Raw genomic sequence first — 13,371 nt, 5'->3', positions numbered from 1 at the left:
TCGGGGAACAACAGGAATCAGCGCGCGATGGTCTGCGTACGCCAGATCTTCTTCTGCAACTGCAGGATGCCGTACACCAGGGCCTCGGCCGTGGGCGGACAACCGGGCACGTACACGTCCACCGGCACCACGCGGTCGCAGCCGCGCACGACGGAGTACGAGTAGTGGTAGTAACCGCCGCCATTGGCGCAGCTGCCCATCGAGATGACCCACTTCGGCTCGGGCATCTGGTCGTAGACCTTGCGCAGCGCGGGCGCCATCTTGTTGACCAGCGTGCCGGCCACAATCATTACGTCGGACTGGCGCGGCGACGGGCGGAACACCACGCCGTAACGGTCCAGGTCCAGGCGCGAGGTACCGGCGTGCATCATTTCCACCGCACAGCAGGCCAGGCCGAACGTCATCGGCCACATCGAGCCGGTGCGCGCCCAGTTCATCAGCGCATCCACGCTGGTGGTGACGTAGCCCTTTTCCAGCAGCGGGTTGTCGCCTTCGGGGCGCAGGATGTCGTCCACCCGCCCTTCCGGGATCGGGTTGTTCATCAGACGGTCGACGGTCTGGATCACTCCCATTCGAGCGCTCCCTTCTTCCAAACGTAAATAAAGCCGAGGAAGAGCATGCCCACGAACAGGCCCATCGTGACCAGCGCACGCGGACCCAGCTCCTGGAACACCAGCGTCCACGGAACGATGAAGATGATTTCCAGATCGAACACGATGAACTGGATGGCGATCAGGTAATAGCGCACGTCGAACTTCATGCGCGCGTCCTCGAAGGCCTCGAAGCCGCACTCGTACGGGGACAGCTTCTGGGCGTCGGGACGACGCGGACCGAGGAAGCGACCGGCGACCATCAGCGCGATGCCGATGCCGGTGGCGACGATCAGGAACAACAGGGTGGGCAGGTAATTGGCCAGCACTCGCTTGTCTCGTCTTGTCCTATCCGCCGGCGCGCACGACACGGCACGGCATGAATGGGGGCTCGCAGCGCCCGCCCGAGGCCTGCGCCGCGGACGGCCCGTCGATGCAACCATCGGGCCCACCTTCTGCGGGAGCCCTTCCGCAACACGTACCGGGCGCCCGATGAATCGGCGGGATTGTAACGGTTTGTGAACTCTCTAGTAAACGATTACCGGCGCTTGTCGCCGCCATCGGCAAAAGAAAAAACCCGCCGGAAGGCGGGTTCTTTCGATGCGGGACGACGTTGCCGCCGACCCGCCTTGTTGGTGCCCAAGAGGGGACTCGAACCCCTACGACTTTCGCCGCTACCACCTCAAGGTAGTGCGTCTACCAATTCCGCCACCTGGGCATTGAAACCTGTGCGACGCGTTGCGCGCGCCGCCATTGTAGCCGGCCTCAGCCGCCCTGCGGCGGCGTCACCGGCGGTGTTTCCGTTGCCGGCGCCGTTTCCTGCGGTGCCGCCGGGACCGTGCCGGCCGGCGCAGCCGGTGCCGGCTGGATCGGCGAACTCGGCACGGTCGACGGCTTGGGCAGTTCGCCCGCCGGTGCGGCCGGCGCCGCCGGCAGCTGCGACATCACGCCCAAGTTCTGCTCGGTGGTCGGGCGCGCACTGTGCGTCGCGTACCACGCCATGAACAGGCTGATGCCGAAGAACGCGATGGCCAGCCACTTGGTGCTCTTGGACAGGAAGTTGGACGCACCGCGCGCGCCGAACACCGTGCCGGATGCGCCGCCACCGAAGCCGGAGCCCGCCTGGGCGCCCGAACCGCGCTGCATCAGCACCAACGCGATGATGGCGATGGCCACCAGCACGTACACCACATTCAGGATCAACATCCACATTTGGAATCAGTCTCAACCGGTTGAGTCGCCCGGCCCCGATGGACCGGTCGTGCCGGGGGTCACCCCCGACCGGCCGCCGCCTGCGCGATGGCCAGGAAATCCCGGGCGACCAGGGAAGCGCCGCCCACCAGCCCTCCATCGACATCGGGCTGCGAGAACAGTTCCGCGGCGTTGTCGGGCTTCACGCTGCCGCCATACAGGAGGGGCAGCGAGCCGGCGATTCTAGCATCGCGCGCGGCGACTTCGCCACGAATGAACGCGTGCACCGCCTGCGCCTGGGCCGGCGTGGCGGTCAGGCCGGTGCCGATGGCCCAGACCGGCTCGTAGGCGATGACCGCGCCCTCGAACGCCTTCGGGCCCGCCAGGTCGAACACGGCGTCGAGCTGCTTCTGGATGCGGAACTCGGTCTGGCCGTCCTTGCGCTGCTGCTCGGTTTCGCCCACGCACAGCACGGGGATGAGGCCGGCGTGCTTGGCGGCCAGGAACTTTTTCGCCACGAATTCGCTGCTTTCATTGTGGTACTGGCGGCGCTCGGAGTGCCCGACCAGGCCGTAGCGCGCGCCCACGTCCACGAGCATCGCCGCGCAGACTTCGCCGGTGTAGGCGCCCTTCTCGTTGCTGCTGACGTCCTGCGCGCCGAAGGCCACGCCACGGTCGCCGTAGTCCTCGATCAGTTCGCCCAGGTAGGGCAGCGGGGGCAGGATCAGCAGGTCCACGCCGTCCAGCGGCAGGCCCGCGACCAGTTCGTCCATCAGCGCGGTCGCGAAACCACGGGTGCCATGGAGCTTCCAGTTGCCGGCCACGAGCTTGCGACGCATAAGACCAATTCCTGTCCAGTCCGGGGCCGCGCAGTCTAGCCGATGTTGGACGGCGCACCTACCGGCCGCGCTATCGTGCCGGCAATCCACCCCGTGCCCAGGCTCTGCCATGCCCGATACCTCCCCCGCTGTTCCCTCCGGCCATGCCCTGGTCACCGGCGCCTCCAGCGGCATCGGCGAGCAGATCGCCCGCGAGTACGCGCAGCGCGGCGTGCCGCTGGTGCTCACCGCGCGCCGACGGGATCGCCTTGAGGCACTGGCGACGGAACTGCGCGCGCAGGTGCCGGTGGAAATCGTGACCGCGGACCTGGCCGATCCGGCCGCGCCCGCAGCGCTGGTGGCCGAACTGGAACGGCGTGGCGTGCAGATCCGCATCCTCGTCAACAATGCCGGCTACGGCATGCCGGGACGCTACCGCAGCAACGACTGGACCGCGCATGCCGCGTTCCTGCAGGTGATGGTGACGGCCGTGTCCGAACTGACGTGGCGCCTGCTGCCCACCCTGCGCGCATCCGGACAGGGCCGGATCCTCAACGTCGCCTCGTTCGCCGCGCTGATGCCGGCCGCCGAAGGGCAGACACTGTATGCGCCGGTGAAGAGCTTCCTGGTCAAGTTCAGCGAGGCGATGGCGCTGGAAAACGCCGACCGCGGCGTGCATGCCACCGCGCTATGCCCGGGATTCACCTACTCCGAGTTCCACGACGTCACCGGCACCCGTTCGCGGATGCGGGTCTCGCCGACGATGTGGCTGCAGGCCGCGGACGTGGCACGCGCCGGCATCGAGGGCAACGAACGCGGCGCGGTGCTGGTCGTACCCGGCTGGCGTTATCGCCTGCTGCACAGCATCGTGAAACTGCTGCCGCATCGCGTGGCCATGGGGTTGATGGCGAAGAATTCGCGACGCGTACGGCCGTTGTAGCGGCCGTACGCGTCGCGACGGGATTGGTGATTCGGGATTCGGGATTCGGGATTCGTGAAAGCAAAGGCAAAAGCACGGGCACGTAGGCCTTCGGCCCCTGCTCTTGCGAATCCCCAATCCCGGATCCCGAATCCCGGCTATTTCAGCTTGATCTCGCGCAGCCGCTCTTCCAGATAACCCTGGGCCGTGATCGGTTCGGCATAGCGCTTGGGGTTGTCGGGCGTGACCGTGGACGGCAGCACGTCGATCAGGAAGTCCGGGTTCGGGTGCAGGAAGAACGGCACCGAGTAGCGCGGCTGGCGCGCCTGTTCGCCCGGCGGGTTGGTCACGCGATGGGTGGTGGACGGGTACACGTGGTTGGTCAGGCGCTGCAGCATGTCGCCGATGTTGACCACGATGGTGTCGGCGTCGGACGTGAACGGCACCCACTCGCCCTGCTTCGACTTCACTTCCAGACCCGCGGCGCTGGCACCGACCAGCAGTGTGATCAGGTTGATGTCCTCGTGCGCACCGGCGCGCACGTTGGGGATGTCGTCGGCGGTGATCGGCGGATAGTGGATCGGGCGCAGGATCGAGTTGCCGGAATCGGTCTTGTCGGCGAAATAGGTTTCCGGCAGACCGATGTGCAGCGCCAGCGCCGACAGTACGCGCGAGCCGAGCTGGTCCAGCGCCTGGTAGAGGCCATAGCCGTGCTCACGGAAGCCCGGCACTTCGTCCGGCCACAGATTCGGCGGCATCACGTCGCGGTACTTCGAGTCGTCCGCGATCTCGCGACCGATGTGCCAGAACTCCTTCAGGTCGAAGTGCTTGGAGTCCTTGGCGGTTTCCACGCCGAACGGCGTATAGCCGCGCGCACCGCCACTGCCGGGCACGTGGTATTGCTGCTTCACCTCGTCGGGCAGCGCGAAGAAATGCTTGAAGACGCCGTACGCCGCATCGATCTGCGCCTGCGGGATGCCGTGGTTGCGGATGCCGGCGAAACCCCATTCGCGATAGGCCGCGCCGAGTTCGGCCACGAAGGCCTCGCGGTCGGTATCGAAACGGGTGATGTCCAGCGTGGGGATACGGGCACTCATGCGATCAGCTCCAACAGGGGGAAAGGCGCGGGAGGTGATGGCACCGTCACCGCGCCGGACATTCATCGATACGGGTCACGCTGCGGCAGCGGCGCGCACGGCCTCGGCCAGCGTTTCCAGCGTGTCCTTCACCAGCGCGTCGTCGTCGGCTTCGACGGTCACGCGCACCACCGGCTCGGTACCGGACGGTCGCAGGAACGCGCGACCGCGCCCGGACACCGCGGCCTGCGCCTGCACCAGCGCGGCCTGCACGCTGGCCGCTTCGGTCGGCCTGGCGCCGTTGGCCAGCTTCACGTTGATGGTCTTCTGCGGCAGCATGGTCAGGCCGTCCAGCGCTTCACGCAGCGACAGCTTGCGGCGCTTCAGCGCCTCCAGCACCTGCAGCGCCGCGATGATGGCGTCGCCGGTGGTCGTGCGGTCCAGGCACAGCAGGTGGCCGGAGGCTTCGCCGCCGAGCACCGCATTGCCTTCCACCAGCGCCTGGTGCACGTAGCGGTCGCCGACCTTGGTGCGGACGAACGGGATCTCGAGCTTGCCCAGCGCGCGCTCCAGGCCGTAGTTGGTCATCAGCGTGCCGACCACCGGGCCGCGCAGCCGCCCGCTCGCCTGCCAGTCGCGGGCGAGCAGATAGATCAGCTCGTCGCCGTCCACCGGCGTGCCCTGCCCGTCCGCCATCAGCACGCGGTCGCCGTCGCCATCGAAGGCGATGCCCAGGTGCGCGCCGGTTTCGCGGACCTTCGCGGCCAGGCTGTCGATGTGCATGGAACCCACGCCATCGTTGATGTTGATGCCGTTCGGCTCCACACCGATGGTGATCACCTCGGCACCCAGTTCGCGGAACAGCAGCGGTGCGATGTGGTACGTCGCGCCGTGGGCGCAGTCCAGCACCAGCTTCAGCCCCTTGAGGTCGAAGCGGCGCGGCACGCTGGCCTTGCAGAATTCCATGTAGCGGCCCACCGCGTCGCGCGTGCGGATCGCCTTGCCGAGCTTTTCGGACTCGGCGGTGAAGAACGGTGCATCCAGCGCGGCTTCGATGGCTGCCTCGGTGGCGTCGTCCAGCTTTTCGCCTTCGGCGGAGAAGAACTTGATGCCGTTGTCGTAGTGCGGGTTGTGCGAGGCACTGATCACGATGCCGGCGTCGGCGCCCAGCGTGCGGGTCAGGAAGGCCACGGCCGGCGTCGGCATCGGCCCCATCAGCTGCACGTCGGCGCCGGCGGCGACCAGGCCGGCTTCCAGCGCGGCCTCGAACATGTAGCCGGAAATGCGCGTGTCCTTGCCGATCACCACCACCGGCCTGGCATCACCGGCCTTTTCGCACAGCACGCGACCCAGCGCGTTGCCCAGCCGCAGCACGAAGTCGGCCGAAATCGGGCCGGCGCCAACGCGACCGCGGATGCCGTCGGTACCAAAGTACTTGCGACTCATGCGCTCACCAGTTCGCTGTCCTGCGGCTTCGGCTGTCGCATCATCAACGCCAGCAGGTCGGCCAGCCGGTCACGCAGTTCGCGGCGGTCGCAGATCTGGTCGATGGCGCCATGGGCCACCAGGAACTCCGAGCGCTGGAAGCCTTCCGGCAGCGTCTCGCGCACGGTCTGCTCGATCACCCGCGGGCCGGCGAAACCGATCAGCGCTTCCGGCTCGGCCAGGTTGATGTCGCCCAGCATCGCGAAGCTGGCCGAGACGCCGCCGGTGGTGGGATGCGTCATCACCGAGATGTACGGCAGGCCGGCCTCGCGCAGGCGACCGAGCGCGGCCGAGGTCTTGGCCATCTGCATCAGCGAGAACAGGCTTTCCTGCATGCGCGCACCGCCGCTGGCGGAGAAGCACACGAACGGCGAACCGATCTCCAGCGCCTTCTCGGCGCCAAGCGAGAAGCGCTCGCCCACCACCGAGCCCATCGAGCCGCCCATGTAGGCGAAATCGAAGGAGCTGGCGACCAGGTCGCGGCCCTTCAGCGTGCCCTGCAGCGTGATCAGCGCATCGCGTTCGCCGGTGCTCTTCTGCGCGGCCTTGATGCGGTCGGCGTACTTCTTCTGGTCCTTGAACTTCAGCACGTCGGTCGGGCCGAGCGCCGCGCCGATCTCGCGGGTGCTGCCCGGGTCGAACAGCGCCGCCAGGCGCGCGCGCGCGCGGATCGGCATGTGGAAGCTGCACTTCGGGCAGACCTCCAGGTTTTCCTCAAGCTCCGGCCGGTACAGCACCGCGCCGCAGCGGTCGCATTTTTCCCACAGGCCCTCGGGGACGCTGCGTTTGCTCTTGCCCGCGTTGCCCTCGGTGCGGATGCCCGACGGCATCAGTTTGCTGAGCCAGCTCATGCGTGGTCTTGCTGCCTGCCCCTGGCGGGGCCTCATGGATTAGCGCGGCAGTTTAGCTCAGTCGTCCATGCACAGCCGTACGGTGGTTCAGCCGTCCAGTGCCGCCCGCAGCGGCGCCAGGAAGGCCGATGCGTGCGCCGGGGCATCGCCGCCGGCGTCGGCCAGTGCCGCCACCAGCGCGCTGCCGACCACCACGCCATCGGCATCGGTCGCCATCGCGGCCGCGCTGGCGGCATCCTTGATGCCGAAGCCTGCCACCACGGGCACGCGCGAGTTCGCCCGCAACTGCTTGAGCCGTTCGCCCGCCGCGGCGGTATCCAGCCGGTCGGACGCGCCGGTCACGCCGGCGAAGCTGACGTAGTACAGGTAGCCCTGCGCGGTTTCGCACAGCATCCGCAGGCGCTCGGGCGACGTGGTCGGCGAGGCCAGCGCGATCAGGGCCAGTCCTTCGCGGTTGAAGACCGCGCGCGTCTGTTCGGCTTCCTCGGGCGGCAGGTCGACCAGCAGCACGCCGTCCACGCCGGCGGCGACCGCCTCGCGGACGAAGCGCTCGGCGCCGTGGATCTCCACCGGGTTCAGGTAGCCCATCAACACGATCGGCGTGCCGTCGTCCTGCTGGCGGAACACCTCGACCGCCTCCAGCACGTAGCGCAGGCCGGCACCCCGCGCCAGGGCGCGCTCCGAACTGCGCTGGATGACGGGGCCATCGGCCATCGGATCGGAGAACGGCACGCCCAGCTCGATGACGTCCGCCCCGGCGGCGACCAGCGCATGCATCACCGGCACGGTGGATTCCAGCGACGGATCGCCGGCGGTGATGAACGGCACCAGCGCCTTGCGGCCTGCGGACTTCAGTTCAGCGAATTTCTGTTCGAAACGACTCATCGGAAACTTCCAGGAGATCGAGCTCTTGAGCCCTCCCCTTCAAGGGGAGGGTTGGGTGGGGATGGTGTTGGAGGATCAACCCTCCCGGTCACGGAAAGGGACACCATCCCCTCCCCGACCCTCCCCCTGAAAGGGAGGCAGCAAAGCGTCACAGCGAAATGCCTTCCCGCGCCGCGATGGTATGCACGTCCTTGTCGCCGCGGCCGGACAGGTTGCACAGCACCAGCTGGTCCTTCGGCAGCTCGCGCGCCAGCTTGATCGCCTGGGCGACGGCGTGGCTGGATTCCAGCGCCGGCAGGATGCCCTCGGTGCGCGTCAGGCGGTGGAACGCCGCCAGTGCTTCCTCGTCGGTCACGCCGACGTACTCGGCACGACCGCTGTCCTTCAGGAAGGCGTGCTCCGGCCCGACGCCCGGGTAATCCAGACCAGCGGAGATGGAATGCGTTTCGATGATCTGCCCGTCGTCGTCGCAGATGACGTAGGTGCGGTTGCCGTGCAGCACGCCGATGCGGCCAGCCGACAGCGACGAGGCATGGCGACCGGTCTCGATGCCGTCGCCCGCCGCCTCGGCGCCGACGATGCGCACGCCGGGATCGTTGAGGAAGGCGTGGAACAGGCCGATCGCGTTGCTGCCGCCACCGACGCAGGCGGTGATCGCATCCGGCAGGCGGCCGTAGTCGGCCAGCATCTGCGCCCTCGCCTCGCGGCCGACCACGGCATTGAAGTCGCGGACCATGCGCGGATACGGGTCGGGGCCGGCAACCGTGCCGATGATGTAGAAGGTGTCGTGCACGTTGGTCACCCAGTCGCGCATGGCTTCGTTCAGGGCGTCCTTCAGCGTGGCCGAGCCGCTGGTGACCGGTACCACCGTCGCGCCGAGCAGCTTCATGCGGTAGACGTTGATCTTCTGCCGCTCAATGTCGGTGGCGCCCATGTACACCACGCACTCCAGCCCCAGCCGGGTGGCAACGGTGGCGCTGGCCACGCCGTGCTGGCCGGCGCCGGTCTCGGCGATGATCCGCTTCTTGCCCATCCGGCTGGCCAGCAGCGCCTGGCCGATGGTGTTGTTGATCTTGTGCGCACCGGTGTGGTTCAGGTCCTCGCGCTTGAGCAGGATCTGCGCGCCGCCGACCTCACGGCTCAGCCGCTCGGCGTGGTAGATCGGGCTGGGCCGGCCGACGTAGTGCTTGAGGTCCTTGTCGAAGGCGGCGATGAAGGCCGGATCGACCCGGGCGGTGTCGTAGGCCGTGGCCAATTCCTGCAGCGGCCCGATCAGGGTCTCGGCGACGAAGCGGCCGCCGTGCTGGCCGAAATGGCCGCGGGCGTCGGGGTAGGCGTGATAGTCGGCGGGCGCGGTCATGGGCATCGGGTTGCGGGAACGAGCCGTCACTCTAGCGCACAGGTTGTCTTCGTTAAATCAATGAAATCTCACTGATCCGTGACTTAAACTGACGGCATGTCGCGCCCCCTGCCCCCGCTCAACGCCCTGCGTGCCTTCGAGGCGGCGGCCCGCCTGGGTAGTGTCAGCCGTGCCGCTGCCGAGCTGCACGTCACCCACGGCGCGGTCAGCCGGCACGTGCGCAGCCTGGAAGACGCCCTCGGCCGCCCCCTGTTCGTCCGTGAAGGCCGCGGGCTGGCGCTCACCGCCGACGGCGTGCGCCTGCGCGATGTGGCCGGCGATGCGTTTTCCACCCTGCAGTCGGGCTGGGCGGCGCTGCAGCGCGAGCGGCACCCGTCGGCCCTCGTGCTGGGCTGCCCCGGCAGCCTGCTGGCGCGCTGGGTGATTCCCCGGCTGGCGCCGCTGGCCACCGACCTGCCCCAGCTGAAGCTGCACCTCTCGGCGCAGGAAAGCGGCTTCGACGCCGCCCTGACCGGGTTGGACGCCGCCCTGCTGCTGGGCGAGGCGCCGTGGCCGGTCGGCTGGGAGGTGCACACGCTGGCCCCGGAACGGATCGGTCCGGTGCTCAGTCCGCGCTACGCGCACGCCGCGCGACTGCAGGACGCGCCGGCCCGCGCACTCGCGGGCGAAGCCGTGCTGCATACGACATCGCGACCGCAGGCGTGGCCGCGCTGGTTCGCCGCGCAGGGACTGGATGCCGGCACCCTGCGGACCGGCGCCACCTTCGACCACCTGACCTATCTGCTGGAAGCCGCCGTCGCCGGGCTGGGCGTGGCCATCGCCCCGCAGGAACTGGTGCAGGCCGACCTGGACAGTGGACGTTTGCTGGCGCCGTGGGGTTTCGTCGACACCGGCGGCGAATGGGCGCTCTGCGCCGTGCGCGGCAACCAGGACCCGCGCATCGCCGCACTGGCGGCCTGGCTGCGCACCACGCTGGCCTGACTCAGGCGCGGACGTCCGCCTCGCGCACCGCATCGACGAAGCGCCGCATCTTCTCCGCGTCCTTGATGCCGGGACCGGCCTCGATGCCGCTGGAGACATCCACGCCCCACGGCCGCGCCGTGCGCAAGGCAAGGCCGACATTCGCCGGCGACAGCCCGCCCGCCAGCAGGAACGGCCTGTCGGTGGAGGTCGGCATGCGCCGCCAGTCGAAGCGCTGCCCGCTGCCCCCCTGCTCGCCCGCCGCATGGCCGTCGAACAGGAAGCCGCTCGCGCCGGGATAGGCCGACAGGTGGGCGAACACGCTCTCGTCCTGCCCGCCCATGGCGATCGCCTTCCAGTACGGGCGGCCGAAGGACGTGGCCAGGGCGTCGTCCTCGCCACCGTGGAACTGCAGCAGATCCGGCTGCAGCGACTCGACGATGTGCTCGATATCGCTGCGCGGGTTGTCCATCACCAGCGCGACCACGGCGATCTCCTCCGGCACCAGGTCGCGCAGCATGCGCGCCTGCCCGAGCAGCAGCCGGCGCGGACTGTGCGGCGCGAAGACCAGGCCGAGGTAATCGACGCCCAGTTCCACCGCCAGGCGGACATCCTCGGCACGGGTCAGGCCACAGAACTTGATGCGCGTATGCATGGCGGAAGGGTAACCCGGCGACCCTCAGCCGGTGGCGGCCGGCAGGGTGACTTCCGACGGCAGGTTCCACTCGGCCGGATACAGCGGACTGACGAAGACCAGGCCGTCCGGCGGCGCGGTCGGTCCGGCCACGGTACGGTCGCGCCCCGCCAGCAGTTCGGCCATCCAGGTCTCGGGCTGCTCGCCCCGACCCACCAGCAGCAGCGATCCGACGATGTTGCGGACCATGTGGTGGAGGAAGGCGTTCGCCTGCACCTCCACGATGACGCGCTCGCCCTGCCGGGTGACGGAGATCGCATGCAGGTTGCGCATCGCATGCGGTGCCTGGCAATGCACGGTGCGGAAGGCGCTGAAGTCGTTCTCGCCCAACAGGTGCTGGGCGGCGCGATGCATGGCGTCGGCGTCCAGCGGCAGCCGCTCCCAGCTGAGGTAATGCCGTTCCAGCGCCGGGCGTGCGATCCGGTTCACCAGCGTGTAGCGGTAGCGGCGTGCCCGCGCGGAGAAGCGCGCATTGAAATCGTCCGAGACAGGCTGGCACCAGCGCACGCAGACGGCGGGCGGCAATCGCGCGGTCGCACCGAGCAGCCAGCTGCGCGGCGTGCGTGCGGCATCGCTGTCGAAATGCACGACCTGGCATTGCGCGTGCACACCGGCGTCGGTGCGGCCCGCGCAGATGGTGTCGACCTGCGCATCGGCCACCGACGACAGCGCGCCTTCGAGTGCTGCCTGCACCGTAGTGGTGTCGTCCGGCGTGCCGGACTTGCTGAGCCGCTGCCAGCCCTGGAATCCGCTGCCGTCGTATTCGACGCCCAGCGCATAGCGCGTCACTGCATCGCTCCGTGCCTGTCAGCCGATGTCGCGCAGCAGTTGCAGGGCTTCGTCGCGGGCGACGGCGTCGTTGCCGGCGGCGACTTCGTTCAACAGGTCGCGGGCGGTCGCCACATCGCCCAGGTCGAGATAGGCCACCGCCAGTTCCAGGCGGTCGCGACCGGCCGGTGCCGGGGCCGTCGCCACCGGGGCAACCGGTGCGCTGCCGCCGGCATGCCAGGTGGGACCCTGCGCTGGCGTCGGCTTGCGGGCCGGCCGCGGCGGTGCGGCGGCGGGGACGATGACGACCGGCTCCAGTACCGGACTGGAGACCGGTTCCGGTGCGGCGGCCGGCGCCGCCGGCATGCCGGCGGCCAGTTCGGCGGCCCGGCTGCCCGGCGATGCGCCATCGAACACGGGGTTCCGCGGCACCGGCGACGGCGACACGCGCTGGCGGCGCTGCGCGAATCCCCAGGCCAGCGCGCCGACGAACAGCAGGCCGAAGCCCGCCCACGCCCATACCGGCACGCTGCCGTCGCTGCCATTGCCCTGCGCCAGCCGCTGCTGGGCGGCGGCCAGGTCGCTGTCCTTCATGGCCAGCAGCTTCTCCTGCTGCGCCTTGAGCTTTTCCAGGTCCGCGACCTGCGAGCGCAGTTCCTGCACCTCGGCCTCGCGCGCGGCCAGGTCTTCCTTCGACTGCTGCAACTGTTCGTTCGCCAACATCTCGCCCTCACCGCCGGCGCTGACGCCGGACTGCGTTCCAGAACCCGTCGTGCTCGTGGCCGCGGGTGCGATTTCCAGGCGCGCATCCGCCACCGGCGGCGCACGCGATGGCGTGGCGGCCTGCGCCGGAGCCATCGCCGGTTCGACCACGGCGGCCGGCTGCGGGATCGGCGCCCGCGCGCGGCGCCATTCGGCGATCTGGCTGCGCACCAGCGCGGCAGCCTCGCTTTCCAGGATGGTCTGCGCCTCCGCCGACTCCGGCACGCGCAGCACCGCGCCCTGCTTCAGCAGATTGACGTTGCCATTGATGAAGGCTTCGGGATTGGCCCGCAGCAGCGCCACCATGGCCTGGTCCAGCGTGTAGCCCTGCTCGCGCGCCAGCGGCGCGGCGATCTGCGACAGCGACTGGCCACGGCGCACCGGCGCCAGCGTATCGCCGGGCGCGATGGAAGACGCCGGCGTCGCGGCCACGGCCGGCGCTGGCGGCGGGGCCGGACGCGCGGGCGCTTCCGGCGTGGCCTGCGGTGTCGGCTCCGGCGCCGGGTCCGGCTCGGTGGGCGTGGTGGTGGCGACCGGTTCGACCGGCCGCTCGATGATGTCGGTCGGCGCCGCGGCCGGCGCATCGATCACCGGCTGTCCGGCGGCGGCCAGCGTGCCCGGCGCACTGACCAGCGCCGAATATTCGCGCACCAGCCGGCCCTGGCCCCAGTCCACCTCGATCAGGAAATTCACCGCCGCCACGTCCACCGGCGTGCGGCTGGTGACGCGCACCACCGGGCGGCCGGCGTCGTCCAGCGCGATGGCGAAATCGAGTTCGTTGACCAGGCCCTCCGGTCGCGGCAGGCCGACGCGCTCGAACGTCACCGGCGACGCCAGGCGCGCGCGCAGCTGTTCCAGTTCGCCCGGCTCGCTGGAAATGACCGGGATCTCGGCCAGCAGCGGCTGGCCGGGTTGCGATTTGACCCTGATCTCCCCCAGGCCCAGCGCGAGGGCGGCATTGCTCAGCAACGCCAGCCCCAGCCCGATCATGCCGGCCAGGTGGAGTCTTGCC

General features: G+C 69.3%; 14 protein-coding genes and 1 tRNA gene. 2 read left to right on the top strand and 13 right to left on the bottom strand.

What is annotated here, in order from left to right:
- Window positions 1–17: 17 nt before the first annotated feature.
- From MMG85_RS09525 to tpiA, 5 genes are all read right to left on the bottom strand, one after another.
- Window positions 18–572 (bottom strand): NADH-quinone oxidoreductase subunit B, encoded by a 555-nt coding sequence (locus MMG85_RS09525; RefSeq protein ID WP_055943825.1) that lies wholly within the window; start codon window positions 570–572, stop codon window positions 18–20.
- The gene (locus MMG85_RS09520) at window positions 563–919 is read right to left on the bottom strand and encodes an NADH-quinone oxidoreductase subunit A (RefSeq protein WP_055943822.1); all 357 of its coding nucleotides are present in this window, start codon (window positions 917–919) and stop codon (window positions 563–565) included. The genes MMG85_RS09525 and MMG85_RS09520 overlap by 10 nt, the downstream gene beginning before the upstream one ends.
- A gap of 304 nt (window positions 920–1,223) precedes the next feature.
- Window positions 1,224–1,308, bottom strand: a tRNA-Leu gene (locus tag MMG85_RS09515).
- A gap of 47 nt (window positions 1,309–1,355) precedes the next feature.
- Window positions 1,356–1,802: a preprotein translocase subunit SecG gene (gene secG / locus MMG85_RS09510; RefSeq protein WP_241045831.1), complete on the bottom strand. Its 447-nt coding sequence runs from the start codon at window positions 1,800–1,802 to the stop codon at window positions 1,356–1,358.
- A gap of 59 nt (window positions 1,803–1,861) precedes the next feature.
- A complete protein-coding gene (gene tpiA / locus MMG85_RS09505) occupies window positions 1,862–2,620 on the bottom strand; it encodes a triose-phosphate isomerase (protein ID WP_241045830.1) in 759 nt (252 codons plus the stop codon).
- 109 nt (window positions 2,621–2,729) lie between these two features.
- Between tpiA and MMG85_RS09500 the strand changes: the two genes are divergently transcribed.
- Window positions 2,730–3,539, top strand: a complete 810-nt coding sequence (locus MMG85_RS09500; RefSeq protein WP_241045829.1) for an SDR family NAD(P)-dependent oxidoreductase — start codon at window positions 2,730–2,732, stop codon at window positions 3,537–3,539.
- A 137-nt stretch (window positions 3,540–3,676) separates the two neighbouring features.
- Here the strand turns inward: MMG85_RS09500 and MMG85_RS09495 are convergent, their stop codons facing one another.
- The 5 genes from MMG85_RS09495 to trpB form a co-directional block, all read right to left on the bottom strand.
- Window positions 3,677–4,615: a 2-oxoglutarate and iron-dependent oxygenase domain-containing protein gene (locus MMG85_RS09495; RefSeq protein WP_241045828.1), complete on the bottom strand. Its 939-nt coding sequence runs from the start codon at window positions 4,613–4,615 to the stop codon at window positions 3,677–3,679.
- A gap of 75 nt (window positions 4,616–4,690) precedes the next feature.
- Complete coding sequence (glmM, locus tag MMG85_RS09490; RefSeq protein ID WP_241045827.1) at window positions 4,691–6,040, bottom strand: phosphoglucosamine mutase; 1,350 nt, start codon at window positions 6,038–6,040, stop codon at window positions 4,691–4,693.
- Window positions 6,037–6,930, bottom strand: a complete 894-nt coding sequence (gene accD, locus MMG85_RS09485; RefSeq protein ID WP_055943808.1) for an acetyl-CoA carboxylase, carboxyltransferase subunit beta — start codon at window positions 6,928–6,930, stop codon at window positions 6,037–6,039. Before accD ends, glmM begins: the two co-directional genes overlap by 4 nt.
- A gap of 87 nt (window positions 6,931–7,017) precedes the next feature.
- A complete protein-coding gene (gene trpA / locus MMG85_RS09480; RefSeq protein ID WP_241045826.1) occupies window positions 7,018–7,815 on the bottom strand; it encodes a tryptophan synthase subunit alpha in 798 nt (265 codons plus the stop codon).
- A gap of 148 nt (window positions 7,816–7,963) precedes the next feature.
- On the bottom strand, window positions 7,964–9,175 hold the full coding sequence (gene trpB, locus MMG85_RS09475) for a tryptophan synthase subunit beta (protein ID WP_241045825.1): 1,212 nt from the start codon (window positions 9,173–9,175) through the stop codon (window positions 7,964–7,966).
- A gap of 96 nt (window positions 9,176–9,271) precedes the next feature.
- Here trpB and MMG85_RS09470 point away from each other — a divergent pair, with 96 nt between their 5' ends.
- Entirely contained in the window at window positions 9,272–10,156 is an 885-nt protein-coding gene (locus tag MMG85_RS09470) for a LysR family transcriptional regulator (RefSeq protein ID WP_241045824.1), read from the top strand.
- 1 nt (window position 10,157) lies between these two features.
- On the opposite strand, the gene MMG85_RS09465 is transcribed toward MMG85_RS09470, so the two are convergent.
- Genes MMG85_RS09465 through MMG85_RS09455 form a run of 3 tightly spaced genes read right to left on the bottom strand, consistent with a single transcriptional unit; the run spans window position 10,158 to window position 13,349 of the window.
- Entirely contained in the window at window positions 10,158–10,790 is a 633-nt protein-coding gene (locus tag MMG85_RS09465; RefSeq protein WP_241045823.1) for a phosphoribosylanthranilate isomerase, read from the bottom strand.
- Window positions 10,791–10,814: 24 nt separating this feature from the next.
- Window positions 10,815–11,618 (bottom strand): tRNA pseudouridine(38-40) synthase TruA, encoded by an 804-nt coding sequence (truA, locus tag MMG85_RS09460; RefSeq protein WP_241045822.1) that lies wholly within the window; start codon window positions 11,616–11,618, stop codon window positions 10,815–10,817.
- Window positions 11,619–11,636: 18 nt separating this feature from the next.
- Complete coding sequence (locus MMG85_RS09455; RefSeq protein WP_241045821.1) at window positions 11,637–13,349, bottom strand: FimV/HubP family polar landmark protein; 1,713 nt, start codon at window positions 13,347–13,349, stop codon at window positions 11,637–11,639.
- Window positions 13,350–13,371: the final 22 nt, after the last annotated feature.

It is taken from the genome of Pseudoxanthomonas sp. LH2527, assembly GCF_022539275.1.
Classification (GTDB): Bacteria; Pseudomonadota; Gammaproteobacteria; order Xanthomonadales; family Xanthomonadaceae; genus Pseudoxanthomonas_A.
This window is presented reverse-complemented; position numbering and strand designations above follow the sequence as displayed.

What these genes read in the sequence shown, in the direction of transcription:
- MMG85_RS09470 (WP_241045824.1), top strand. Translation starts at nt 9,272, where the DNA reads ATGTCGCGCCCCCTGCCCCCGCTCAACGCCCTGCGTGCCTTCGAGGCG.
- MMG85_RS09525 (WP_055943825.1), bottom strand. Translation starts at nt 572, where the DNA reads ATGGGAGTGATCCAGACCGTCGACCGTCTGATGAACAACCCGATCCCG.
- accD (WP_055943808.1), bottom strand. Translation starts at nt 6,930, where the DNA reads ATGAGCTGGCTCAGCAAACTGATGCCGTCGGGCATCCGCACCGAGGGC.
- glmM (WP_241045827.1), bottom strand. Translation starts at nt 6,040, where the DNA reads ATGAGTCGCAAGTACTTTGGTACCGACGGCATCCGCGGTCGCGTTGGC.
- MMG85_RS09500 (WP_241045829.1), top strand. Translation starts at nt 2,730, where the DNA reads ATGCCCGATACCTCCCCCGCTGTTCCCTCCGGCCATGCCCTGGTCACC.
- MMG85_RS09495 (WP_241045828.1), bottom strand. Translation starts at nt 4,615, where the DNA reads ATGAGTGCCCGTATCCCCACGCTGGACATCACCCGTTTCGATACCGAC.
- MMG85_RS09455 (WP_241045821.1), bottom strand. Translation starts at nt 13,349, where the DNA reads ATGATCGGGCTGGGGCTGGCGTTGCTGAGCAATGCCGCCCTCGCGCTG.
- trpA (WP_241045826.1), bottom strand. Translation starts at nt 7,815, where the DNA reads ATGAGTCGTTTCGAACAGAAATTCGCTGAACTGAAGTCCGCAGGCCGC.
- secG (WP_241045831.1), bottom strand. Translation starts at nt 1,802, where the DNA reads ATGTGGATGTTGATCCTGAATGTGGTGTACGTGCTGGTGGCCATCGCC.
- MMG85_RS09465 (WP_241045823.1), bottom strand. Translation starts at nt 10,790, where the DNA reads ATGCATACGCGCATCAAGTTCTGTGGCCTGACCCGTGCCGAGGATGTC.
- tpiA (WP_241045830.1), bottom strand. Translation starts at nt 2,620, where the DNA reads ATGCGTCGCAAGCTCGTGGCCGGCAACTGGAAGCTCCATGGCACCCGT.
- trpB (WP_241045825.1), bottom strand. Translation starts at nt 9,175, where the DNA reads ATGACCGCGCCCGCCGACTATCACGCCTACCCCGACGCCCGCGGCCAT.